Below are 19,919 nucleotides of genomic sequence, written 5' to 3'. Positions count from 1 at the left end.
AATATTTCCAGTTGGCTGCTGAGCAAGAAAACGCTCGGGCTATATTTACTCTGGCCTATTGCTACTTTCGGGGAAAAGGTGTCACTCAAAGTTTTACAGAGACCAAAGCTCTGTGTGAACAAGTGTTCAAAGACCCTCTACTAAGCTTTGAAGCCTATGAGCTTCACGATAGAGCTGAGCGTTTTGAACAATCAAAATCAATTAGCGCTTTAAGAGAGGAGATACTCTCTCATTTGACAGTCAGTAAAAATCTTACGATGACTCACTATACCGCTTTCGACGTTGGCCAAGCAATTTTGTTGGAAAAAAGCCCTTTTAGGCTGGGGCACATTAACGCAGTAAATGATCCTAATGAGGGAAAATTACTCTGGCAGGAATTAGGTTACGAGCCGGAAGAGGGTAACCCCGTGTTTATTGGTTGTTTTTTACCAGACAGCGACAGCCTAAATATGTGGCGCTTTTACAGTAAAAACCACTTAAATGACGATGCCTGCGGCTGCGCCATTACCTTTAATACCGGGCGCTTTTTTGACTATCGTTTAATGAAAGATCAGAGCAACCACACTGAGCAAGAGCTGCGAGTGCCCTCATTTGCCAATACCGGACAATCTCCTCAGGAAAGTGCTGCTTTTTACCGGGTTGTTTATCTAAAGGGTAATTTTAAGATACTGGGCCAGGGTGCCAAAAAGCTGCAAGATGACTTTAAAAACCTCAAAAAAGAAGTTGATAAATTTGTTGGCAAGAAACCTACGCCTGAAAAATTACAAACACTTGCTTGGCTACTCGGCCCGCTGCCTTATCTCCTAAAAGATGCCAACTATAAGGATGAGCAGGAACACAGGGTGATAGTCACGCATCTGGACTATGGCGCAAAAGAAATAAAGAGTGAAGATCCCGACTTTGCAAATGGCAAAGCACCGCGCTTATATCTGGAGCTGCACAGAGATGATCATCTGACTCCGATTGAGTACGTTACGCTTGGCCCCAAAGCGCCGAACAAAGAGATGATGGCACCGTACTGGCGACACCAGTTGGCCAGCAAGTTTGAATCGCAGCTGGAAAGACGCAAGGGTAACCCTCTGAATATTAACCCCTCGCGCTGCGCTTATAAGTAGTGCGAGGGATCCCCTGGGCTTGTAGTCGGGCGTTTAGCGCGTTCGACCACCAGCTGGCCCGGTAGCGCGATTAAATAGTAAAATAAGTGACACCGCTCTCTATTTCCATCTTTGTGGATGGATATTTCCTCATTCTTTCTTACATCGAGCAATTTCAATCAAGTATCTTGCTTTTGATATGATTAAGCTTGTCTGCAGTTCTACTAACACATAGGCGCTTTATGCAAAGCAATCTTTTACAGCAGCGTATTTCGCTCGTTTGCGATTATATCAATCAACATTTAGATGATGAATTGACGGTGAGTTTGCTTAGTGATGTTGCTGCTTTATCTAAATTTCATTTTCATCGTGTATTTGTGGCTTTTATGGGCGTGAATGTGGGTAAGTATATTTTGCTGGCGCGATTAAAGCGGGCGTCTTTTCGCCTAGCATTTGAGCGCGATATTAAAATTATTGATATTGCACTCGAAGCAAAGTTTGATAGTGCTGAGGCCTTCTCTCGAGCTTTTAAACGTACTTTTGAACAAAGCCCTTCACAGTTTAGACAAGCTGCAAATTGGCCTAGTTGGTATGACGTTTTTACTTTTTCACCACAAAATTTAGGAGTGCAGACAATGCAGGTCGATATTATTAACTTTGAACAGACTCAAATTGCTTTTTTAGAGCACAAAGGGGCAGCAAAACTGATATTTGAAAGTGCAGGCAAGTTTATTGCTTGGCGACAAAATAGCGGACTTTCACCAATTAATACGAGTCGAACATTTGGCATGCCAAATGGCGACCCTGAAGCCATGGCTGAAGACGCATTTCGTTTTAAATTGTGTGGCTCAGTAAACACTGAAGTACCAGATAACGGGTTTGGCGTCGAAAGTGGTGTTATTCCACAAATGCGTTGCGCCAAGGTAAGGCATTTAGGGAGTCACGACAATATGGAGCAAACTATACGCTGGTTGTATCAAAACTGGTTAGCAGACAGTGGCGAATTGCCAAATGTGCATTGCTGCTTTTTTGAATATCATAATTTTGTGCATCAAGTGGATGAGTGCGACTTGATCACCGATATTTACCTGCCATTGCAAAATTGATGATAACGTTACTTGGTTTGCATCTATGGCTAATGTATCTGCCTATACGCAAGTTACTAATATTTGTTTGCTTTGTTATAGCAATCATTGTTGCTCTAGCGAAGCAAGTTCTCAGCGCTGCAAGCCGAGTCTGAGCATTTATTATCAAGACTAACCAACCTTCCTAGCTTTGACACTTTACGCAGTAATCTTACGTAGGTCGCCATTTATGGCGACAAATAACCTTGCGACATATGAAGTTGAGCATGTTTTAATGCGATAACTAAACACTATGTGTACTTAACGAGCCAACAGAAGACCCGGATAGATCACCCCTCGCATATAGCAAGTGATTTGTGTGTTGAAATTGTAACCTTTGACTGATAAGTTACTAAAATTATTAAATAAAGCTAGTTTGATAATTGTCGTTTTTTACTTAAAAATAAGTGAGATACTCGAGCGTTCAAGCTAATGGGCTGTTATTTTCCTAAGGAAGTTCATTATCAGCAAACTACTAGAGAGAGTATTAATTCCGTTTGTTGGGGTTCTACTTTTGTTTTGCTTTAGTTGGTTTTTATTATATGAAAAGCCACTTTATGCATTAGGTTTTGGTGGCGTATTTGTATTGTTTTGTGCCGAACATGTTTTCAATTTTTTTAGTCGAACAAAGGTACATGGTATTCAAAAACTATCAGGTACAGTATTTCAAAGGCCTATATCGCTATTGCTGTCAGTTTCTATTTTGCTTTGCTTATATTTTGTATTCGGTAAATAACAAGCTGTTTATGAAGTGGACGTCTAAAGCTTGGCTAGCGCTCATTCTTCGCTAGTGTAGTCAAGCTTAACCCGTCACATAATAGGGCGTTTACCATTTCCCACTCTCGCATCATTCAACAGTCAAGTTCGATCGAACCCCACGATCAAACCTGACAGTGACAATTAACTATTTCAGATAAACATATTCCCGCTTGTTACTCACTCAGTATCTTATCTAAATTCGCTTTTGAGCGGGCGACGCTTTCTAGTGGTGTAAGGCCACTTGGGTATTCTTCTTGTTCGATTACCAGCCACTGTGTACCGCCGTGTTGCTGCATGGTTTGGATGAGCGCTTTCCAGGGGTAGTGGTTTTCGCCAATGATTGGGCTTTTGTCATCTCCTTGATGAGTACGTATTTTAATATGTGTCGATACGGTTCTTCCTGCATATCGCTTAACATAATCGCTGGGTGATTTACCTGCGTAAATCACCCAGCCGACATCGAGCTGCAGTGGGAAATCGCTAGGGGTATTGGTGGCGATATAATCCCAAAACGTGCTATTAGCGTATGGGTTAAATTCCTTCTCGTGATTATGAAATCCGATCCTCATATCATAACGTTTGGCAATTTGGTGCACTTGGTTAAGCTGTTTTACAAATGCTTGCACTTGGTTTTTATCCCATGCTCTTTCATCCCAAGGAATAAAGAGCGTGGATACGCCTAAGGTTTTGTAAAAGAGTAGGGTGCTTGCTCGTTTTTCTTCAGCTAATGCGTCAAAGCCGATGTGGGCGCTGCTCGCAACTAGGCCGAGTTCGGCTAACCTTTGTTTTAATTTACTTGGGTTATTGGCATAGCTGCCAAAGTTTCCCGCAAACTCAACGCCATCAAATCCCATGCTAGCGAGTGCTTGCAAGGTGCCGTCGAAGTCTCTTGCCAATTCATCTTTTACCGACCACAGTTGAACGCTAACGGACAAAGACTGAAGGGAAGGCTGTGCATACAGTGGCGAGGTAAAAATTAAAGCAATGAACAGCATTACTTGCTTTAATCGGTTGGTGTTTTCAACAAACATGATCTACTCCTAAAGAAAAAGCAGAGCTAGACTCTGCTTCGGTTAGTCATAACAAAATGACTCAAGGGTTAGTCGCGGTACGCATACTGGCTTAGCCCAAGCTCTGCGAGTACGCCATCTAGATGCGCCTTGGCTTCGGCAGTAGGCCCTGGATAATCACCTGCAATTGGCATATTGCCCAGATAACCTATGTCTTGACAGCCCTCAGGTGTGCAGAAGTAAGCGCCGAGAACGAGATCTTTAAAGCGCAAGAATGCTTTACCTATACGCTGAAATTGCTCTGGTGTTTGTGCATTAAAATAAGCAATATCATCCATAATCTTACTTTGCTGCGTTGCGCTAAGTTGTATAAATGGCTTTTTAAAGCGCAAAGTCGACTCATCGTCAATCCAAGCAAGCGCATGGAGTATTGTCACTCTGTCTTTTTGTTGTCCGTGATACGGTGCGCTTACCCATTCATCGATCACACTCGGTACTTGTACTTCAGAAGCCGATGGATGATTTCCTTCCTTTGGCACAATAAAATCAGCTAGTACTGCAACTAACGTGAGCTGCGCTTCGGTGAGGGTGAGCGGCCAAGGTGATTCTGGCGGCATGATCATGTTTGGATCGGTGCCATACCCTTGAGCGCTAACTGGCTTTATTTCAATATCTGGCCAGTGCCCAGCTGCAGCCGTTTCACCTTCAATGGCCTTACTGCAACCAGCGGTGAGTGTCACCGCAGATCCAGCAGCAAGCAAGCCTAACCACTTTAATGACTCGCGACGTGTCATGCCTGAAATATATTTATAAGAATCAACGCGGACAGGTGTATTCATCACAGCGCTCCTTTATCAATTTGTGCTGCCAACCAGGTGGAGTTTCGCATCGCTAAGGTCATAATGGTTAAGGTGCAATTTTTATGGGGGTTAGACGCAAAGACGCCGGCATCCATCACAAATAGATTGTCACAGTCCCATGTTTGCCCCCACTGATTCGTTACCGATTCTTTTGGTGAGCTGCCCATTCTCGTTGTGCCGACCTCATGAATGATCTCACCGCCTTTTGAAATGGCTTTTTCCGCAGGCGGTAGCTCGCCGACTTTGGCACCCATGTTCTCAAGGATCTGCTTAGCGGTTTTGAGACCATGCTCGATTTGCTTGAGCTCTCTGTCAGACCATTTGAAATGGAACTTAGCAACCGGGATCCCCCATTTATCTTTGACGTTTTCGTCAATTTCCATGTAAGAATTTTTGTTCGGTAGCATTTCTCCACGCAGTGCAAATCCAACATAGGAGCCATAAGCGTCACGCACTTGCTGCTTTAATTTGGGGCCATAACCTTGTTTATTGCCAGACACGCCAGAGCCCGGTTGATTAAAGCCGCTGCTAATTTCAAAGTGATAGCCGCGCGGGAAATTAAGCTCACCTTTCTCATGGGCTTTGTGTCCCCACCAAGGAATAAAAAGGTGGTTACCGGTATGGCCGTCTTCGTTATAACGCGGGCGGCCTTTTAACGCAGGGATTTGTGCACCAAGCCAAGCACCTGTAGAGTCCATTAGATTGCGACCTACCTGACCACTTGAGTTTGCAAGTCCCTTGGGATGTTTTGCATGTTTAGAATTAAGCAAAATACGTGCAGATTCACAGGCGCTGGCCGCCAAAATTACCACATCAGCATTGACTGCATGTTCTTGTGCAGACTTTTTATCGACATAAGTCACACCAGTTACTTTGCCATCTTCATTCACCGCCACTGACTTCACCATGGCATCGGTGATCACTTCAAGGTTTCCTGTCGCTTTGGCCATCGGAATAAGCGAGGTTGTGGTTTGGAATGCCGCACCAATCGAGCAACCGTGGCCACAAGGCGTGGCGTAAAAACACGCTAAGCGGTCGTCTTTGTTACGAGTCAGCACCGCTCTGTGCATGGGAACCGCTGGGATCCCCATTTTTTTCGCGGCAGCTGCAACCAATAATTCGGGTACTCTTGGTGTTGGTGGTGGCTGTAACACGCCAGGCGCAGAAGGGGGCATGTCATCCAAGCCGGTATTGGTACCGCAGATCCCGACTATTTCTTCTGTTTTGTCATACCAAGGCGCAATGTCTTGATATTCAAACGGCCAATCAGCGCCATGTCCATCGCGGCTTTTGCCCTTAAAGTCGTGTTCACTAAAACGTAGCGAGTAGCGACCCCAGTGATTGGTGCGGCCACCGAGCATACGTGCACGCCACCAATAAAAGTCGGTGTTTTCTGCGCGTGTGTATGGTTCATCTGGCACTTGCCAACCGCCATCAATCGTCGCGTCGTAAAAACCAAAGTTCTTATCCTTATTGCCAGCACCCATGAGTGGGGCTTCGCTATTACGGCGGAACATTGGGCTTTCTGTTTTTGGGTCGTAATTTCTGCCAGCCTCTAACAATAAAACTTTGTGACCTAGCTTAGTGAGTGTATAAGCGGCCATTGCGCCACCGGCACCTGAGCCAACGACCAATACTTTATGATCAAATGTTGCCATGGTTACAGCTCCTTGATCTTAATGTTTTTAAACCAGACTTTGTCGCCGTGATCTTGCAAGCCGATATGGCCTTTTTTACCTTCAGCAAACCCTTGCCATGTTGCAAATTTACTATTCTTAACCAAAGCATTCCAAGTGGTGCCGCCAATCACGATACTCGTCGTGCTTACACCATTTTGCCAAACTTGTAGGTGACTATCTTGTAGCTTAATGCGAACTTGGTTCCAAGCTTCGGCAGGTTTATGTGCCGTACTTGGCGCTGCAAACAGGTCATAAATAGAACCTGCAAGGTGAGAGTCTATTTTATTGTCTGGGTGTTCTTTGTTATCTAGAATTTGGATTTCTGGGGCGTGGGAGTATATAGCTCCACCTTTTTCATCCGCCAATACAAAGATCCCACTGTTGCCTTTTTTAGAAATCTTCCAATCGAGCTGGAGCTCAAAATTCTGATACTGTTTTTTGGTCAGAATATCGCCGCCACCACCTTGGGTAAGTGTCATCGCGCCGTCCTCAACTTGCCACTGGCTATTTAGGCCGTCACTTTTAAAGTTGCGCCATTGCGACATATCTTTGCCATCGAAAAGCAGTTGCCATCCGGCTTGTTGTTCTTGCGGGCTCAATTGGTTGTCAGTTGTACTAGCGCAAGCTGCACAACTAACGGCCAATGCCAGCGTTAGTATTTTTATAGAGTTGAGCATATTGGAACCTCGTCTGTTCACTTTTTACTTGTTGCTACTTAATACAAAGGGTATTACGCGTATTTCTCAACGCGTTTATTTTTATTGATATAAAGGTAAAGGCCGATAAAAGCGGCAATGAGAATGGCCGGGAATAACAGAATATTTTCAAGCACCGCTTGACCTGCAACTAGTTCTGATTGCTGCGCGGTTAAGTTTGCTGCTTGGGCTTCGAGTCGCGCCGAATCAATCCAACTACCAATTACTGGATTCCACATGCTGACAGCGAACATCCCCGCACCGCCCATTAAAGACATACCAAGTGCGCCTGTTTTTGGGGTATATTCTGCAACACAGCCCAGCATGGTTGGCCAAAAATAAGTGACACCCAAGGCAAATAATATTGCGGCCAAGTAGATTGCTGACCCTTGTGCTTGGCTCATCATGAAAATCCCCGCGGTTGCCAATACCGCAGAGCCGAGTAACACGCCTGTTGGATTAAAGCGGTGGACTATGGGGCCGGCAAAGAAGCGACCTAAAGCCATCAAGCCTGTGATCAGTGCGAGGATCATCATAGGAGAGGCGCCTGACGCTCCCAGTATGCGTTCAATCCACTGTTGTGTACCAAGTTCAGTTGTTGCTGTTAGTGTCATACAGCAAATTAAAAATAGGTAGAGCGGAGAAAACAGGTGCTTGAGATTGCTGGTGGTAGAATGATCTGTGCGGTCAAATTCAGGAAACCGTGACTTGACCATCATTGCTCCGTAAATCAGCGTTGGAATTAATATCAAAGCAACTTGCCATTGCCAATTAAAGCCCGATGCAGTCATGGCATTCGATGCCAGTGCACCAATCACAATGCCGCCTGGAAACCAGACATGAAACCGGTTGAGCATGGTCGTGGTGTTTTTCGGATACATTTCGGCAATCAGTGGATTACAGCCAGCTTCCACTGAACCATTCGCAAAGCCGATTAAAAACGTCGAGATCAGCAGTAACCAAAAGCCGTCAGCGGTAATGGTTAAAACCAACCCAGCAAAGTGGCAGATAAAGGCGAGGGCAACTAACTTTTTAGCGCCAATGGCGTTGTAGATTGCGCCACCTAACATGGTTGCGACGGGAAAGCCCAGAAATGCCATGGCGTTAACCCAACCAAGTTCTGTATCTGAGAGTCCAAACTGCTCACCTAATTGCCCCAAAATGCCTGCGCGAATAGCGAACGTCATTGATGTGACGACCAGTGCAAGGCAACAGAGCTGAAACACGGTCCGATTATGATTATTATTATTCATGGTCGTAGTCCTGTTTATTTTATGCCGAGGATTTGATTATTGCGTTCGGTATCGGTGCTACTTCCTGCAAAATCATCGAAGGCTTTTTCGGTTGGTCTTATCAAGTGCTGTTTGATAAATTCGGCACCTTCTTTGGCCCCATCCTCAGGGTGCTTAATACAGCACTCCCATTCCAATACAGCCCAACCATCAAAACCGTACTGTGTTAACTTACTAAATATTTTCTTAAAGTCGACCTGTCCGTCACCTAATGAACGAAACCGTCCTGGCCGTTGTTGCCATCCTTGGTATCCGCCGTAAACACCGCAGCGGCCATTGGGGATAAATTCGGCATCTTTTACATGGAACGCTTTGATACGTTCATGATAGATGTCGATAAACGCTAAGTAGTCCAATTGCTGTAAAACAAAGTGACTTGGATCGTAAAGAATATTGGCTCGCGGGTGATTATTCGTCGCCGCTAAAAAGCGCTCAAAAGTCACGCCATCGTGTAGATCTTCACCTGGATGAAGCTCGTAGCAGACATCCACACCAACCTCGTCAAAGCGGTTCAAAATAGGCAACCAGCGTTTTGCGAGCTCCTCAAACCCTTGTTCCACCAAGCCATTTGGACGTTGTGGCCAGGGGTAAAAGGTATGCCAGAGCAAGGCGCCAGAAAAGCTTGCGTGACTAGTTAGCCCAAGCTTAGCACTGGCACTGGCCGCTAACATTAGCTGCTCGGTTGCCCACTCCATACGAGCCTGAGGCGAGCCATGCACTTTTGCTGGTGCAAAGCCGTCAAACATTTGGTCATAAGCTGGGTGCACCGCCACTAATTGACCCTGCAAATGGGTTGATAGCTCTGAAATAGTAAGGCCATGCTCTGCAGCAATACCAGTGATCTCGTCGCAATAATCTTGGCTTTCAGCGGCTTTTTGCAGATCGAACAGTCGCTGTTCCCAACTTGGTAGCTGAATACCTTTATAACCTAGGTTACTTGCCCACTGGCAAATACTATTAAAATTGTTAAATGGCACCTCGTCCGAGACAAACTGCGCGAGAAAAATAGCGGGTCCTTTAATTTGCTTCATTCTTATTTTATCCAATGGTAAAGGGGTGCCACTTAGTGTCTTTTGCACTAGCTGCGACCGCGTTTTCAATAAATGCCATGCCACGGACTGCAGCGTTAATACTTGGCACGTCAAATTCTTCGTGCTGCACATCGGGTTGCAGCTGGTGTGCACGAATAAGGCTGGCGAAGTTAAGGTAGATATTTGCAAATGCTTCCAGATATCCCTCAGGGTGACCGGCTGGCACACGAGTTGCGCTAATGGCTGCTTGGCTAAGTGAACCCACTCCTGTGCGGATCAACTGAGCTGGGGCGTTTGCCGCACGTAACCACAAACTATTAGGCTCCATTTGCGACCATTCGATACTGGCTTTGTCACCATAGATTTTTAAGGTGAGATTATTTTCTTCGCCAAGTGCTATTTGGCTTGCCATCAACACGCCCTTTGCACCGTTGCCAAAGCGCAGTAACACTGTGCCGTCATCGTCGAGCTGTCGGCCGGACACAACCGTGTTTAAATCCGCACAAAGCGCCTCTATCTCCAAGCCACTCACATATTCGGCGAGGTTCGCTGCGTGTACACCGATATCGCCCATACAACAACTCACGCCAGACTTACTTGCATCTAGTCGCCAGCTGGCTTGCTTGCTGTTTTCGTCATCAGCACTTGCAAGCCATCCTTGACTATATTCAACGACGACTTTGCGTATTTTGCCAAGTTCGCCATTTGCGATGCGGTGGCGTGCTTCTTTCACCATTGGGTAGCCGGTATAGGTGTGTGTTAATCCGTACAAGCAATTGCTCTTCTGAAGCTGTGTTTGTAGACGCTGGGCCTCAGATAAATTGAGCGTTGCTGGCTTGTCACTCAAGACGTGAAAGCCGTGTTCGATCGCGGCTGTGGCAATCGGAAAATGTAAATGGTTTGGGGTCACGATGGCAACAAAGTGGATGCGCTCCGACTCTGGTAGTTCCGCCTCTTGTTGTAAGAGTGCTTGGTAGCTGGCATAGCAACGTGCTGGGTTAAGCCCGAGTTGCTGGCCCATTGCTAGGCTTTTGTTTGGATCGGCGCTAAATGCGCCTGCAACAAGTTCAATTTGACCATCTAAACGCGCGGCTATGCGGTGCACAGCACCTATGAAAGCGCCTTCTCCACCACCGATCATGGCCATGCGGATTTTGTTATTATCCATCGTTTAGCTCCGTCTCCGTCGAGTTATCGAGGTAAGTTAATCTGATGTTATTGATAATAGGTAACAGAGGCGCCAAAGTGATAATAAAAATTCGGTTGACAATGCAACAAAATCGGCGTTTAAAATAAATTATTATAATTATAAAAAGGCGGTAAGTAGGGCAATGGAAGAGCAAACAATATTGAATAAAGCTGGCGTAAATCAATTGATTGCAGCATTTGATCTGATCCCAGACATCCTCTTTTGGGTCAAAGACACAAAAAGTAGAATAGTGCATGCGAACCAACACTTTGTTGAACATCAGGGCTATAAAACCCTAGATCAAATCTTACTGAAAACCGATTTTGACTTTTCACCGCAACACTTGGCATTCCAATACGTTAACGATGATAAACGAGTGATGGAAGGCTTTATCGTGACGGATAGATTAGAACTCAATCAAACCGCAAATGGGGAGTTGGCATGGTTTTCCACGTCAAAAAAAGTGTTACTTGATGGCGAGAATGCGATTATGGGCACTTATGGTGTTACACGACATTTAGCGAAAACGTCAAAGGCGTTGTCTCACGTAAGAGCCATTGAAGCGCCCGTTGAATTTATTCGGGCACATTACCATCGTCATATTTGTATCGAAGAATTGGCGGAACTTGCTCACCTGTCGGTAAGCGCACTGGAGCGTAGATTTAAAAAGCATTTAGCCAAAACTCCCAATCAATTTATCAACGAAGTGAGATTGGAAAATGCCCGTAAATTACTGGTCGAAACACGCTTACCGGTATCACAAGTCGCTTATCAGTGTGGCTTTTCAGAGCCAAGTTATTTTAGCAAGCAGTTTCGTCGTTTATTTGGTGAAATCCCGTCGCAATTACGTAAAGAGTTAACGTCGAGCGAGCGTTAATGCTGCGACTTCTGGTGGTAATGCCGGTGTCACCAGCGTATCTGCGTACTCAGAAGCTAACCATGGACGAATGGGCGTGGCAATGCCTCCAACTAACGCGACTTTATGTGCCCCTAAGCTCTGCAAATGACGGACATAACGCTCAATAAACCGTGCCGCGCTACTTAAGATTTGCTCAGCATAGGGATCGTTTGGCGTAGCAAAAACATGTTGAGCAAACTGGGCAAAATACTGGGGAGTGGCGTTTAGCGTGAGTTTGACTAGCTGTTCGGTACTGTGGCAATTCATGGCAGCCAAAAACGACTCAATCATCAGACTGCTAGGGGACAGTGTATCAAGCACCTCGATGGCATGCTTCACTAAACTCAAACCGATCCAACTGCCACTTGCACCATCACTGAGTAATAATCCGTGGCCGCCGAACTCCCTAAATTGTCCATGCGTCACCAGACCCGCGCAAAATCCGGTGCCAAGAATGATTACACCGCCATCTTCGTGTTGATGCGCACCAAGGCAAGCTATGTGTGCATCGGTTGAAAATTGAAAACGTGCAAAAGGGGAACGCCATTGCTGCATCGCCTCACAAGCCGTCGTGACATTCGCGCCGGCAAGTCCTGCAAAAGCACTGATGTTGGCAATATCGTGGTGGGGGATTTTTGCGTTTGTCAGCGCTGTCATTGTTGCGCTCAACATTGACTCTTGGGCCTGATGTATTGATGTTGCTATGTTTGCAGGGCCGCTGGTGGCCTCGGCAAGGAGCTGTCCATGTTGATCCTCGAGGCGGACTTTACATTTCGTACCGCCACCATCAATCCCTAAAAATAGCTTCGATGCTGTCATTGTATTGCCTTTTCTGATCCGGTGAGTATTGCATTAACTAGCCTTGGGCAAACTTCATCGCCATGATGCACGCCAGAGTGAGTATGTAGAGAGAGTGGACCAAATTCACTTAAAAGCCAAAGATCCGCGGCGTTTTTCGTGTTGACCCCTCCACCGATCACCACTTCGATTTCAGCATTGAGTTTTTTCAGTAAGGCAATGAGCTGACTGGTACCAAACGCTGCGCCTTTACCACTTTGCCATGTATTGCCGGCGCTTAAGACCCGCTCAACGCCTAACTCTAGCAGCGTCTCGGCTGCCTGCTGCCAGTTTGCAGCGGCATCAAAGGCGCGATGAAAGGTGACAGAAAGGCCTAAGGATTTTGCCGTGGCAATGAGTGCGCTACAGTGGTCAGCCGCTATCTCCTGATTGTCGTCGATAAAACCAAGCGCAATACCGGTTGCACCCGCGCAAGCAATGCCATCTATCTCTTTTTGTAACTGATAGAGCATGGTGTCATCAATAAAAAAATGCGGTGCTTGGCGTAACATCACAATACATTCGCCAAAGCTTGGTAAATACTGGGCAACTGCCGCTATCGCCGTCGGGTTTGGGGTCAAGCCACCGCAACTCAGAACACCACAGAGCTCTATCCTTGTTGCACCTGATGCAAAAGCAATTTGTGCATTTCGCTGCAACAAATGAGGATTATCGCTGCTGAGGCATATTTCCAAGTTTTTACCTGAATAGTTTGCCGAATTCATATTTCACTCTTGAAGTTGAATAATTTTAAAGTTTAAAATGCTTGGTTTTGAATATTTAATTAGTTCAATAAAAACATTTGGTTACACGTGTTTGGAACGTTTTTAAATTGCCTAATATAGAAACTAATAATGAGTTTTTATGTTAATCAGACTATAAACCAAGGAAATTGAAATTGGATCTTTTTTTGACCTAAACGCCGATTTTGTCTTAGTGCAAACCGAAATTCTATTATCACTTTTTGTAGAGCGCTCCTATTCTGAACGAGTGTTTCACAAACCATTAACCCCTATAGGGAAACAAAAAAGGGTCGTCACAAAGTCATGCGTCATGGAGCAGCAAGGGACGTCGTGGCTTTACAAATTATAAAAAACTTGGAGATAGGAATGGCCAATAATAATAACAGACGCCATGTGACAGGAAGGTCACGGCAATTTAGCAAGTCTGCACTGGTCCTCGCTATGTTATCAGCTACTAACTGGGCAATGGCTGAAGAAACCGAAAAAGAGGAAGCGCAGGAAATCGAAACGATTGAGGTGCGTGGGATCCGCGCATCTATGGCCGAAAACTTGGCGATTAAGCGTTTATCAAACGCGATTGTGGATGCCATTACAGCAGAAGACATTGGCAAGTTTCCCGATAAAAATGTGGCGGATTCACTGCAACGCGTACCCGGTGTGGTGATTTCTCGTAGTGGCGGGGAAGGGGAAAACGTCAGTATTCGTGGTCTTTCCTCTGATCTTACTTTTACGCAGTTAAACGGCAACTTTATCGCGTCTTCTCCGGGCTCGCCGTCGCGCTCTTTTAGTTACTCTTTGTTGCCTTCTACCATGGTGCAATCGGTTGAGGTGTTTAAGTCTTCTGAGGCGCGTTTAGATGAAGGTGGGGTTGGCGGCACGGTTATTCTACACAGCCGGAAACCGCTGGATATGGAGGCAAATTCTGGGGCGTTGAATGTTGAATATACCTACGCTGATGTGACTGAAGAGTACGAGCCTAATTTTAGCGGCGTTTATTCTTGGAAGAACGAAGAAGAAACCTTTGGCTTGCTAATTGGTTATACTAAACAAGACCGTACCAACCGTTCTTTAGGCGGTGATATGTCGGGCGGTGGCGGTTGGCGTTGGGCAACGAGTTCAGACTTGCAAGCAACGGACACGGCGGGCAATGTGATTGCTGATAGTACACGTCGATTTGCAGCGTTAGAAGATGCTTATGGTAACGTTTATGATGGTGTTTGGGCACCGCAAGTTGCAGGTATTGGGGTAACCAAAGAAAAACGTGAACGTCAGGGGCTACAAGCCACCATTCAATGGCGTCCAATAGACGATTTATCTTTAACATTCAATCATTTTCATTTTGAGCTTGGGCAAAATCGCACCACGTCACAAATGTGGATCCCAGAATGGAAGTACAACCCAGATTATCTTACCGGTATTACTCTAGACGAAACCGGTACGATTGTGACTGGCATGGACTTTACCAGTGGCGCTGGTGGCACTGAAGGGAATCTTGAATTTCCTTGGATCATTGGTAGTTATACGGTAGAAAAAGATACCTCGGATACCTACGACTTCGCCTTTGAGTATGCCGGTGACTTATATGACTTACGCGGTAAATTTGGTCACACTGAAGCCAGCGGTGGCCCTTCAGAATCTTGGAGTGCGGCGTATAAAAGCGGCCAACCTGCGAGTCGCAGCGATTCCGGGCAGGTTGAAAACGCCGCTTCATTTGCAGGGTGGCGATTAGGTGACAGAGTGTCGCTGTACGCTGATCCCGCTTTGTTGTCTAACCTTCAGGCTGGTATTGCCGGCGATCCCGATCCGGGTTCGACAGGTTCAAGCTTTGTCGTCAGTGACTTAGAAGAGGACTATGTTCAGTTAGACCTTGATTATCGCGTCGGGTACGGCATCGTTGATACGCTGCGCGTCGGTGCTAAATATCGTAAAGCAACACTACACCGCGAAACCAACAACACCTTCTTCATTACTCAAGATGGGGCTGACAGAATTGCCAGTGGCGAGCTAGATCCATTTAGTCAAGGTGCCATTGATGAAGTGTCTTATCAGTGGATTGGGGGTATGCCAAAACTGGAGGATATTTTGAATGCAACGTCTGAACAAAATATCCCAGGCGGTTTTGAAGTGAATGCGATGCCCACGATCAATTGGGATCGATACCGCGAAATCGTGACCAGTGAATATGTTAAGCACACGCGCCGTGAGCCTGATTTTGTGTTCGACATAGAAGAAGAGATCATGGCCGCCTATCTACAGGCCGATTTTTCTTTTGGAGATTTTAGAGGAAACATCGGGGTACGCTATGTCGAGACCGAAACGCAGATTATGTCGTCGGATAAAATTAACTACTTTTTAGATGACATTGATGATGTCACCGAAGAGGATATTTTAGGTGATGAGCGCCTTATTGACGTTGAAACCACCACCGTGCGTACCGTAACCGACTCGCAATTTTTGCCTAGCTTCAATATTGTTTGGGATGCCAGCGACAATCTTGTCATACGTGGTGCTATCGCCAAAACGATGTCTCGAGCTCCGTTCAACGACATGGGGGCACCAGAGCAGCTGACCTTTATCTCTCAAGAATGGGCAGACGACAGGCTCGAGTTTAGAGGCAACCCTGTGGAGCCAGGATGGCGCGGCTCAGGTGGTAACAAGGCGCTAAAACCATTTGAATCGGTACAGATGGATTTATCTGCGGAGTATTATTATGGCGAAGGATCTGCGGTTGGCATTGCGGTATTCAACAAAGACGTAGATAACTTTATCGTGCCCTTGATTATTACCTCAGTAAGGCCGTTTGAGGGCTTTGATAACCCTTTTACCGGTGTTGAAATTGTACCGCCGGGTGATATTACCGTCACGCCGTTTACCACCACCGCCAATGGTACAAACGCAACCTCTCGGGGAATAGAGCTGTTTGCACAACATGCATTCGACAATGGCTTTGGTCTCAACGTTAACTACACCCTAAACGATACCAATCAGGCAGACATTAGCGTAGACGGTGAAAAGGTCGGTGAGTCTGCGCTTGTTGGCAGTGCCGATAATCAATTTAACTTCTCCGCCTATTACGAGAATGACACTTTTAGTGTCAGAGCATCATATAACCGCCGAGGAGAAACCGCTTTGGGGCTTGCTGACGGGCTCACTGTATATCAGGAACCATACCAACAAGTTGATGTGAACGCTTCATATAACTTGATGGAAAACCTGATCCTAACCGCGTCTGTGATCAACCTAACCAAAGAAGAACCGAGAACCTTTTATGGTGAAGATTCTAAAGCGAGATTGCGCAGCAGCAGCTACACCGGGCAGCGCTACTATGCCGGGATCACCTATCGATTTTAACTTTGGCGATAACCATAAAGTAATGCAAACAGGGTGAAGTCGTGTCAGCACAACGAGAAACAATACCACGGCTTATCACCTGCTTGTGGTGCGTTTATATCAGCCTAGTCACACGAGTTGGTTGATATGTAAGAAGGGATAAATATGAAAACGTTAAATAAAATAAGAAATGCGATCCCGCTCATTGCCGTTAGCAGTTTATTGGCTGCATGTGGCGGCGGGAGCGATGACCTAAAAGTTGAAGAAGTGCCAGTAACCCCTGCTGTGACGACGGCAGAAGTATCAGGTTCAGTGATAAAAGGCGCGTTGAGCCAAGCCCGCATTTCGGTGACGGCGCTCAATGGCTCTAGCATGATGATGGATGAGAACTCGGCAACCAGTCAATCGGGGGAGTTGTTTATTGAACTGACGGGTAAAGCCGGGTTTGGCATTAATTCCACCATTAAAGTGACCGCCACAACGAGTGAAGGCTCGCAGATGCGCTGCGACGCCAGTCGCTGTGGCTCAGTAGGAATTGGGGAGCAGGTAAGTGGCGATTACATTGCTGGTGTGACTTTGGCTACCTTGAGTCATGTCGCCGTGCCGTTTGGTTCAAATGCCGATGGCAGTGCTGATGCTACCATACAAATCAACGCCTTGACGACACTAGCAACCATGCTGGTAGAGCAGCAAATTGCTGAGGGGCGTAATGTCTCTACTCCCGAATTAATGGCATTGGCAAAAGTGGAGATGTCTGCGTTATTGCTTCGGGCCCTTGGCTGGCAAACCGGGAACATCAATGTTTTTGAGTTACCTGTGGTTAGCGCTGATCAATTAACGAATTTTGAATTAGGAGAAACTTGCGCAACCTCTGACTCTGGTGAGCAAAGTTGCGAGATGACATATGTTTCCGAAAGTGTGCAAAAGCTTTCTCTATTCAATGCCGCGTTTGCACAGTTTGACGAGCAAGGTTCTTTGCAAGGCGTCTTAAGCGACTCAGCTAGCAATCTTAGCGCCGCACTTGGCGGTGATGAAGTTGCACTTGAAGCGCTTCGATTGCCAATTTACAACGCGCTTCAAGCTCACCCATTAACTGCGCAGCTAGATCTTAGTGCCGATAGTATTATGGACTTAGCGTTACCATTATTTGATGAACCGGTATCCACGGGACCGATGCAGCAAGTCGTGACATCAGGTGCCACTATCACAGCAAGAAATGCTATTGGTGATGCTGAGAGTGCAGACAAAGCATTTGATGGCGATACACAAACTAAATGGCTTGACCACAATGACTGGCAGGGGCCACCTACTGAGGAAGCGCCGTCTTGGATCCAGGTGGATTTTCCCACTCAACAAGCAATTAGCGGTGTTTACATTACCAGTGCTAATGATGCCCCAGAGCGAGACCCTGAAAACTTCTCTTTATTAGCTTCTAACGATGAGGGCGCGAGTTGGGTTAATTTGGGTAATGTGGTCGGGGCGTCGTTTGAAGCGCGCTTTGAACGTCAAGGCTTTGTATTTGGCAATGCGCAAAAGTATACAAGCTACCGAATTGCAGTGACAAAGAACAAAAATAACGATGGCTTACTGCAAATTGGAGAAATTCAATTTGTTGGGCCGGTTTATCCGAGCGTTGACCATACGGATACTGAGACGTTTGCGGTCACGGCAAGCAATAGTATCGGTGAGGGGGAAAACCAGGATAAGGCATTTGATAACGATCCAACTACTAAGTGGCTAGATCATAATGATTGGCAAGGCCCGCCTACCGTCGAAGCGCCTTCATGGATCCAAGTAGACTTTAATGAGGCGGTGGCGGTTAATCAGCTTGCGATAACGAGCGCCAATGATGCACCAGAGCGAGATCCTGAGAACTTTGCTTTGTTTGGCTCTAACGATAACGGGGTTACATGGCAGCAGTTGAGTAATTGGGTTGGTGAATCTTTTGAAGCGCGAGGGGAGCGCCAAAGCTTTGCGGTAGCGAATCAATTGCCATACCAAAGCTATCGTCTTGAGATAACCAAGAACAAAAATAATGATGGCCTGATGCAGCTTGCTGAGATTGAATTAATCGGGCCAGAAATCTCTGGATTAGATCATGCACAAGTACAAGGTGCGAGTTACTCGGCGCGTTTTAGCATTAGTGATTCAGAGGGCGCAGCGCAAGCATTTGATAAAAATGTTGAGACTAAATGGCTCGATCACAACGACTGGCAGGGGCCACCCACTGTTGAAAATCCGGCTTGGGTTCAAGTTAGCTTGCCGCAAGCGCAAGCAGTAAATACTTTGTACATTACTAGCGCCAATGATTCACCGGAGCGTGACCCTGAAAACTTCCAACTTTTAGCATCTCACGATGGGGAAGTGTGGCAAGTATTAAATACTTGGGTAGGGGAATCGTTTGAATCGCGTTTTGAACGTCGTGCCTTCGCGTTTGCTAATGGCTTGGCTTACTCACATTATCGCTTGTCTATCAGTAAAAATGCGAACAATGATGGATTAGTGCAAATAGCCGAAATTGAACTCGCTGGACCTCAGTATGCACTTGAAGATTTGTCTGACTTGGCTGGAACAAGCTTCACCGCGCGTAATCGTATTGGAGATGCAGAAAGTGAACAAAAAGCGTTTGATAATGATACCGAGACAAAATGGCTAGATCACAATGAGTGGCAAGGCCCGCCAACAGAGGAATCACCATCTTGGATCCAAGCCGATTTTACTGCGCCACAGATTGTGAGTGGTTTGGCTATCACCAGTGCTAATGATGCACCAGAACGCGATCCCGAAAACTTCCAGTTACTGGGTTCTAATGATGGCGGTGAGACGTGGACAGAAGTTGCGGTTTGGGTGGGAGAAAGCTGGGATGAGCGCTTACAACGAAGAGCGTTTACTTTCTCCAATGCTTTTGCCTATAGCAGTTATCGTCTAAATATTAGCAAAAATGCGAATAACGATGGCTTAGTACAGATCTCAGAAATCGAGCTCCTAGGCCTTAGCGGCAAATAGCCTGAATAACCTAAGGTTAAATAAATCTCAACCAAAAAAGCCAGAATGCGATTTGCGCTCTGGCTTTTTATTTTTCTCAATGAGAGTGACTTAGTATGATTTATTATGCCAATTTACGTAATTAACCTGAGCTGCGGATAATTAATGCCTTTCTAGCAGCCAGTTTTAGCGCTAACTGCGTTGAATTCACTTCCAATAGCCAGCTATTGGTGCGTAAATTCGCCTTGTTTTCCCTAAAACTCTCTGGCTAGAAAAGGAAAAAACTAAGCTGTGCTTTAGAAACAATGAGTTGGAACATTCCTTATCCAAACCTCAGGTTAATTAAGAGGTCTATTTTGAGGCAAGAAAATCTTGTCGATAGCCCCGCTACCG

14 protein-coding genes are annotated in these 19,919 nt (G+C 46.0%); 5 read left to right on the top strand and 9 right to left on the bottom strand.

What is annotated here, in order from left to right:
* Nucleotides 1–11 precede the first annotated feature (11 nt).
* Nucleotides 12–1,115 carry a DUF2971 domain-containing protein gene (locus L3V43_RS00790; protein ID WP_346656498.1) on the top strand — a complete coding sequence of 368 codons (1,104 nt, stop codon included), beginning with the start codon at nt 12–14 and terminating at the stop codon, nt 1,113–1,115.
* 221 nt (nt 1,116–1,336) lie between these two features.
* On the top strand, nt 1,337–2,200 hold the full coding sequence (locus L3V43_RS00785) for a GyrI-like domain-containing protein (protein ID WP_237115904.1): 864 nt from the start codon (nt 1,337–1,339) through the stop codon (nt 2,198–2,200).
* A 950-nt stretch (nt 2,201–3,150) separates the two neighbouring features.
* Here L3V43_RS00785 and L3V43_RS00780 read toward each other — a convergent pair.
* The 7 genes from L3V43_RS00780 to L3V43_RS00750 form a co-directional block, all read right to left on the bottom strand.
* Nucleotides 3,151–4,008 (bottom strand): TIM barrel protein, encoded by an 858-nt coding sequence (locus L3V43_RS00780; RefSeq protein WP_237115905.1) that lies wholly within the window; start codon nt 4,006–4,008, stop codon nt 3,151–3,153.
* 68 nt (nt 4,009–4,076) lie between these two features.
* Complete coding sequence (locus L3V43_RS00775; protein ID WP_010606696.1) at nt 4,077–4,826, bottom strand: gluconate 2-dehydrogenase subunit 3 family protein; 750 nt, start codon at nt 4,824–4,826, stop codon at nt 4,077–4,079.
* Nucleotides 4,826–6,505 (bottom strand): GMC family oxidoreductase, encoded by a 1,680-nt coding sequence (locus L3V43_RS00770; RefSeq protein WP_235366658.1) that lies wholly within the window; start codon nt 6,503–6,505, stop codon nt 4,826–4,828. Before L3V43_RS00770 ends, L3V43_RS00775 begins: the two co-directional genes overlap by 1 nt.
* A gap of 2 nt (nt 6,506–6,507) precedes the next feature.
* Complete coding sequence (locus tag L3V43_RS00765; RefSeq protein WP_237115906.1) at nt 6,508–7,203, bottom strand: DUF1080 domain-containing protein; 696 nt, start codon at nt 7,201–7,203, stop codon at nt 6,508–6,510.
* Nucleotides 7,204–7,256: 53 nt separating this feature from the next.
* Nucleotides 7,257–8,474, bottom strand: a complete 1,218-nt coding sequence (locus L3V43_RS00760; RefSeq protein ID WP_102057165.1) for an MFS transporter — start codon at nt 8,472–8,474, stop codon at nt 7,257–7,259.
* Nucleotides 8,475–8,488: 14 nt separating this feature from the next.
* Nucleotides 8,489–9,544 carry a sugar phosphate isomerase/epimerase gene (locus L3V43_RS00755; protein WP_102057164.1) on the bottom strand — a complete coding sequence of 352 codons (1,056 nt, stop codon included), beginning with the start codon at nt 9,542–9,544 and terminating at the stop codon, nt 8,489–8,491.
* Between the two features lie 7 nt (nt 9,545–9,551).
* Nucleotides 9,552–10,712: a Gfo/Idh/MocA family oxidoreductase gene (locus tag L3V43_RS00750; protein ID WP_237115907.1), complete on the bottom strand. Its 1,161-nt coding sequence runs from the start codon at nt 10,710–10,712 to the stop codon at nt 9,552–9,554.
* A gap of 163 nt (nt 10,713–10,875) precedes the next feature.
* Between L3V43_RS00750 and L3V43_RS00745 the strand changes: the two genes are divergently transcribed.
* Nucleotides 10,876–11,610: an AraC family transcriptional regulator gene (locus L3V43_RS00745; protein ID WP_010606702.1), complete on the top strand. Its 735-nt coding sequence runs from the start codon at nt 10,876–10,878 to the stop codon at nt 11,608–11,610.
* On the opposite strand, the gene L3V43_RS00740 is transcribed toward L3V43_RS00745, so the two are convergent.
* Both L3V43_RS00740 and L3V43_RS00735 read right to left on the bottom strand, forming a co-directional pair.
* Complete coding sequence (locus tag L3V43_RS00740) at nt 11,590–12,450, bottom strand: BadF/BadG/BcrA/BcrD ATPase family protein (protein ID WP_102057161.1); 861 nt, start codon at nt 12,448–12,450, stop codon at nt 11,590–11,592. The genes L3V43_RS00745 and L3V43_RS00740 overlap by 21 nt on opposite strands.
* Nucleotides 12,447–13,193 (bottom strand): copper homeostasis protein CutC, encoded by a 747-nt coding sequence (locus L3V43_RS00735; protein ID WP_010606704.1) that lies wholly within the window; start codon nt 13,191–13,193, stop codon nt 12,447–12,449. The genes L3V43_RS00740 and L3V43_RS00735 overlap by 4 nt, the downstream gene beginning before the upstream one ends.
* 384 nt (nt 13,194–13,577) lie before the next feature.
* On the opposite strand from L3V43_RS00735, the gene L3V43_RS00730 reads away from it, so the two are divergent.
* Both L3V43_RS00730 and L3V43_RS00725 read left to right on the top strand, forming a co-directional pair.
* Complete coding sequence (locus L3V43_RS00730) at nt 13,578–16,562, top strand: TonB-dependent receptor (protein WP_237115908.1); 2,985 nt, start codon at nt 13,578–13,580, stop codon at nt 16,560–16,562.
* A gap of 144 nt (nt 16,563–16,706) precedes the next feature.
* Nucleotides 16,707–19,547 (top strand): discoidin domain-containing protein, encoded by a 2,841-nt coding sequence (locus L3V43_RS00725; protein ID WP_237115909.1) that lies wholly within the window; start codon nt 16,707–16,709, stop codon nt 19,545–19,547.
* The last annotated feature ends 372 nt before the right edge of the window (nt 19,548–19,919 follow it).

It is taken from the genome of Pseudoalteromonas sp. L23, assembly GCF_021728455.1.
GTDB lineage: Bacteria > Pseudomonadota > Gammaproteobacteria > Enterobacterales > Alteromonadaceae > Pseudoalteromonas.
Note: the sequence above shows the minus strand (reverse complement) of the source record. Positions and strands in the feature narration are given on the sequence as shown.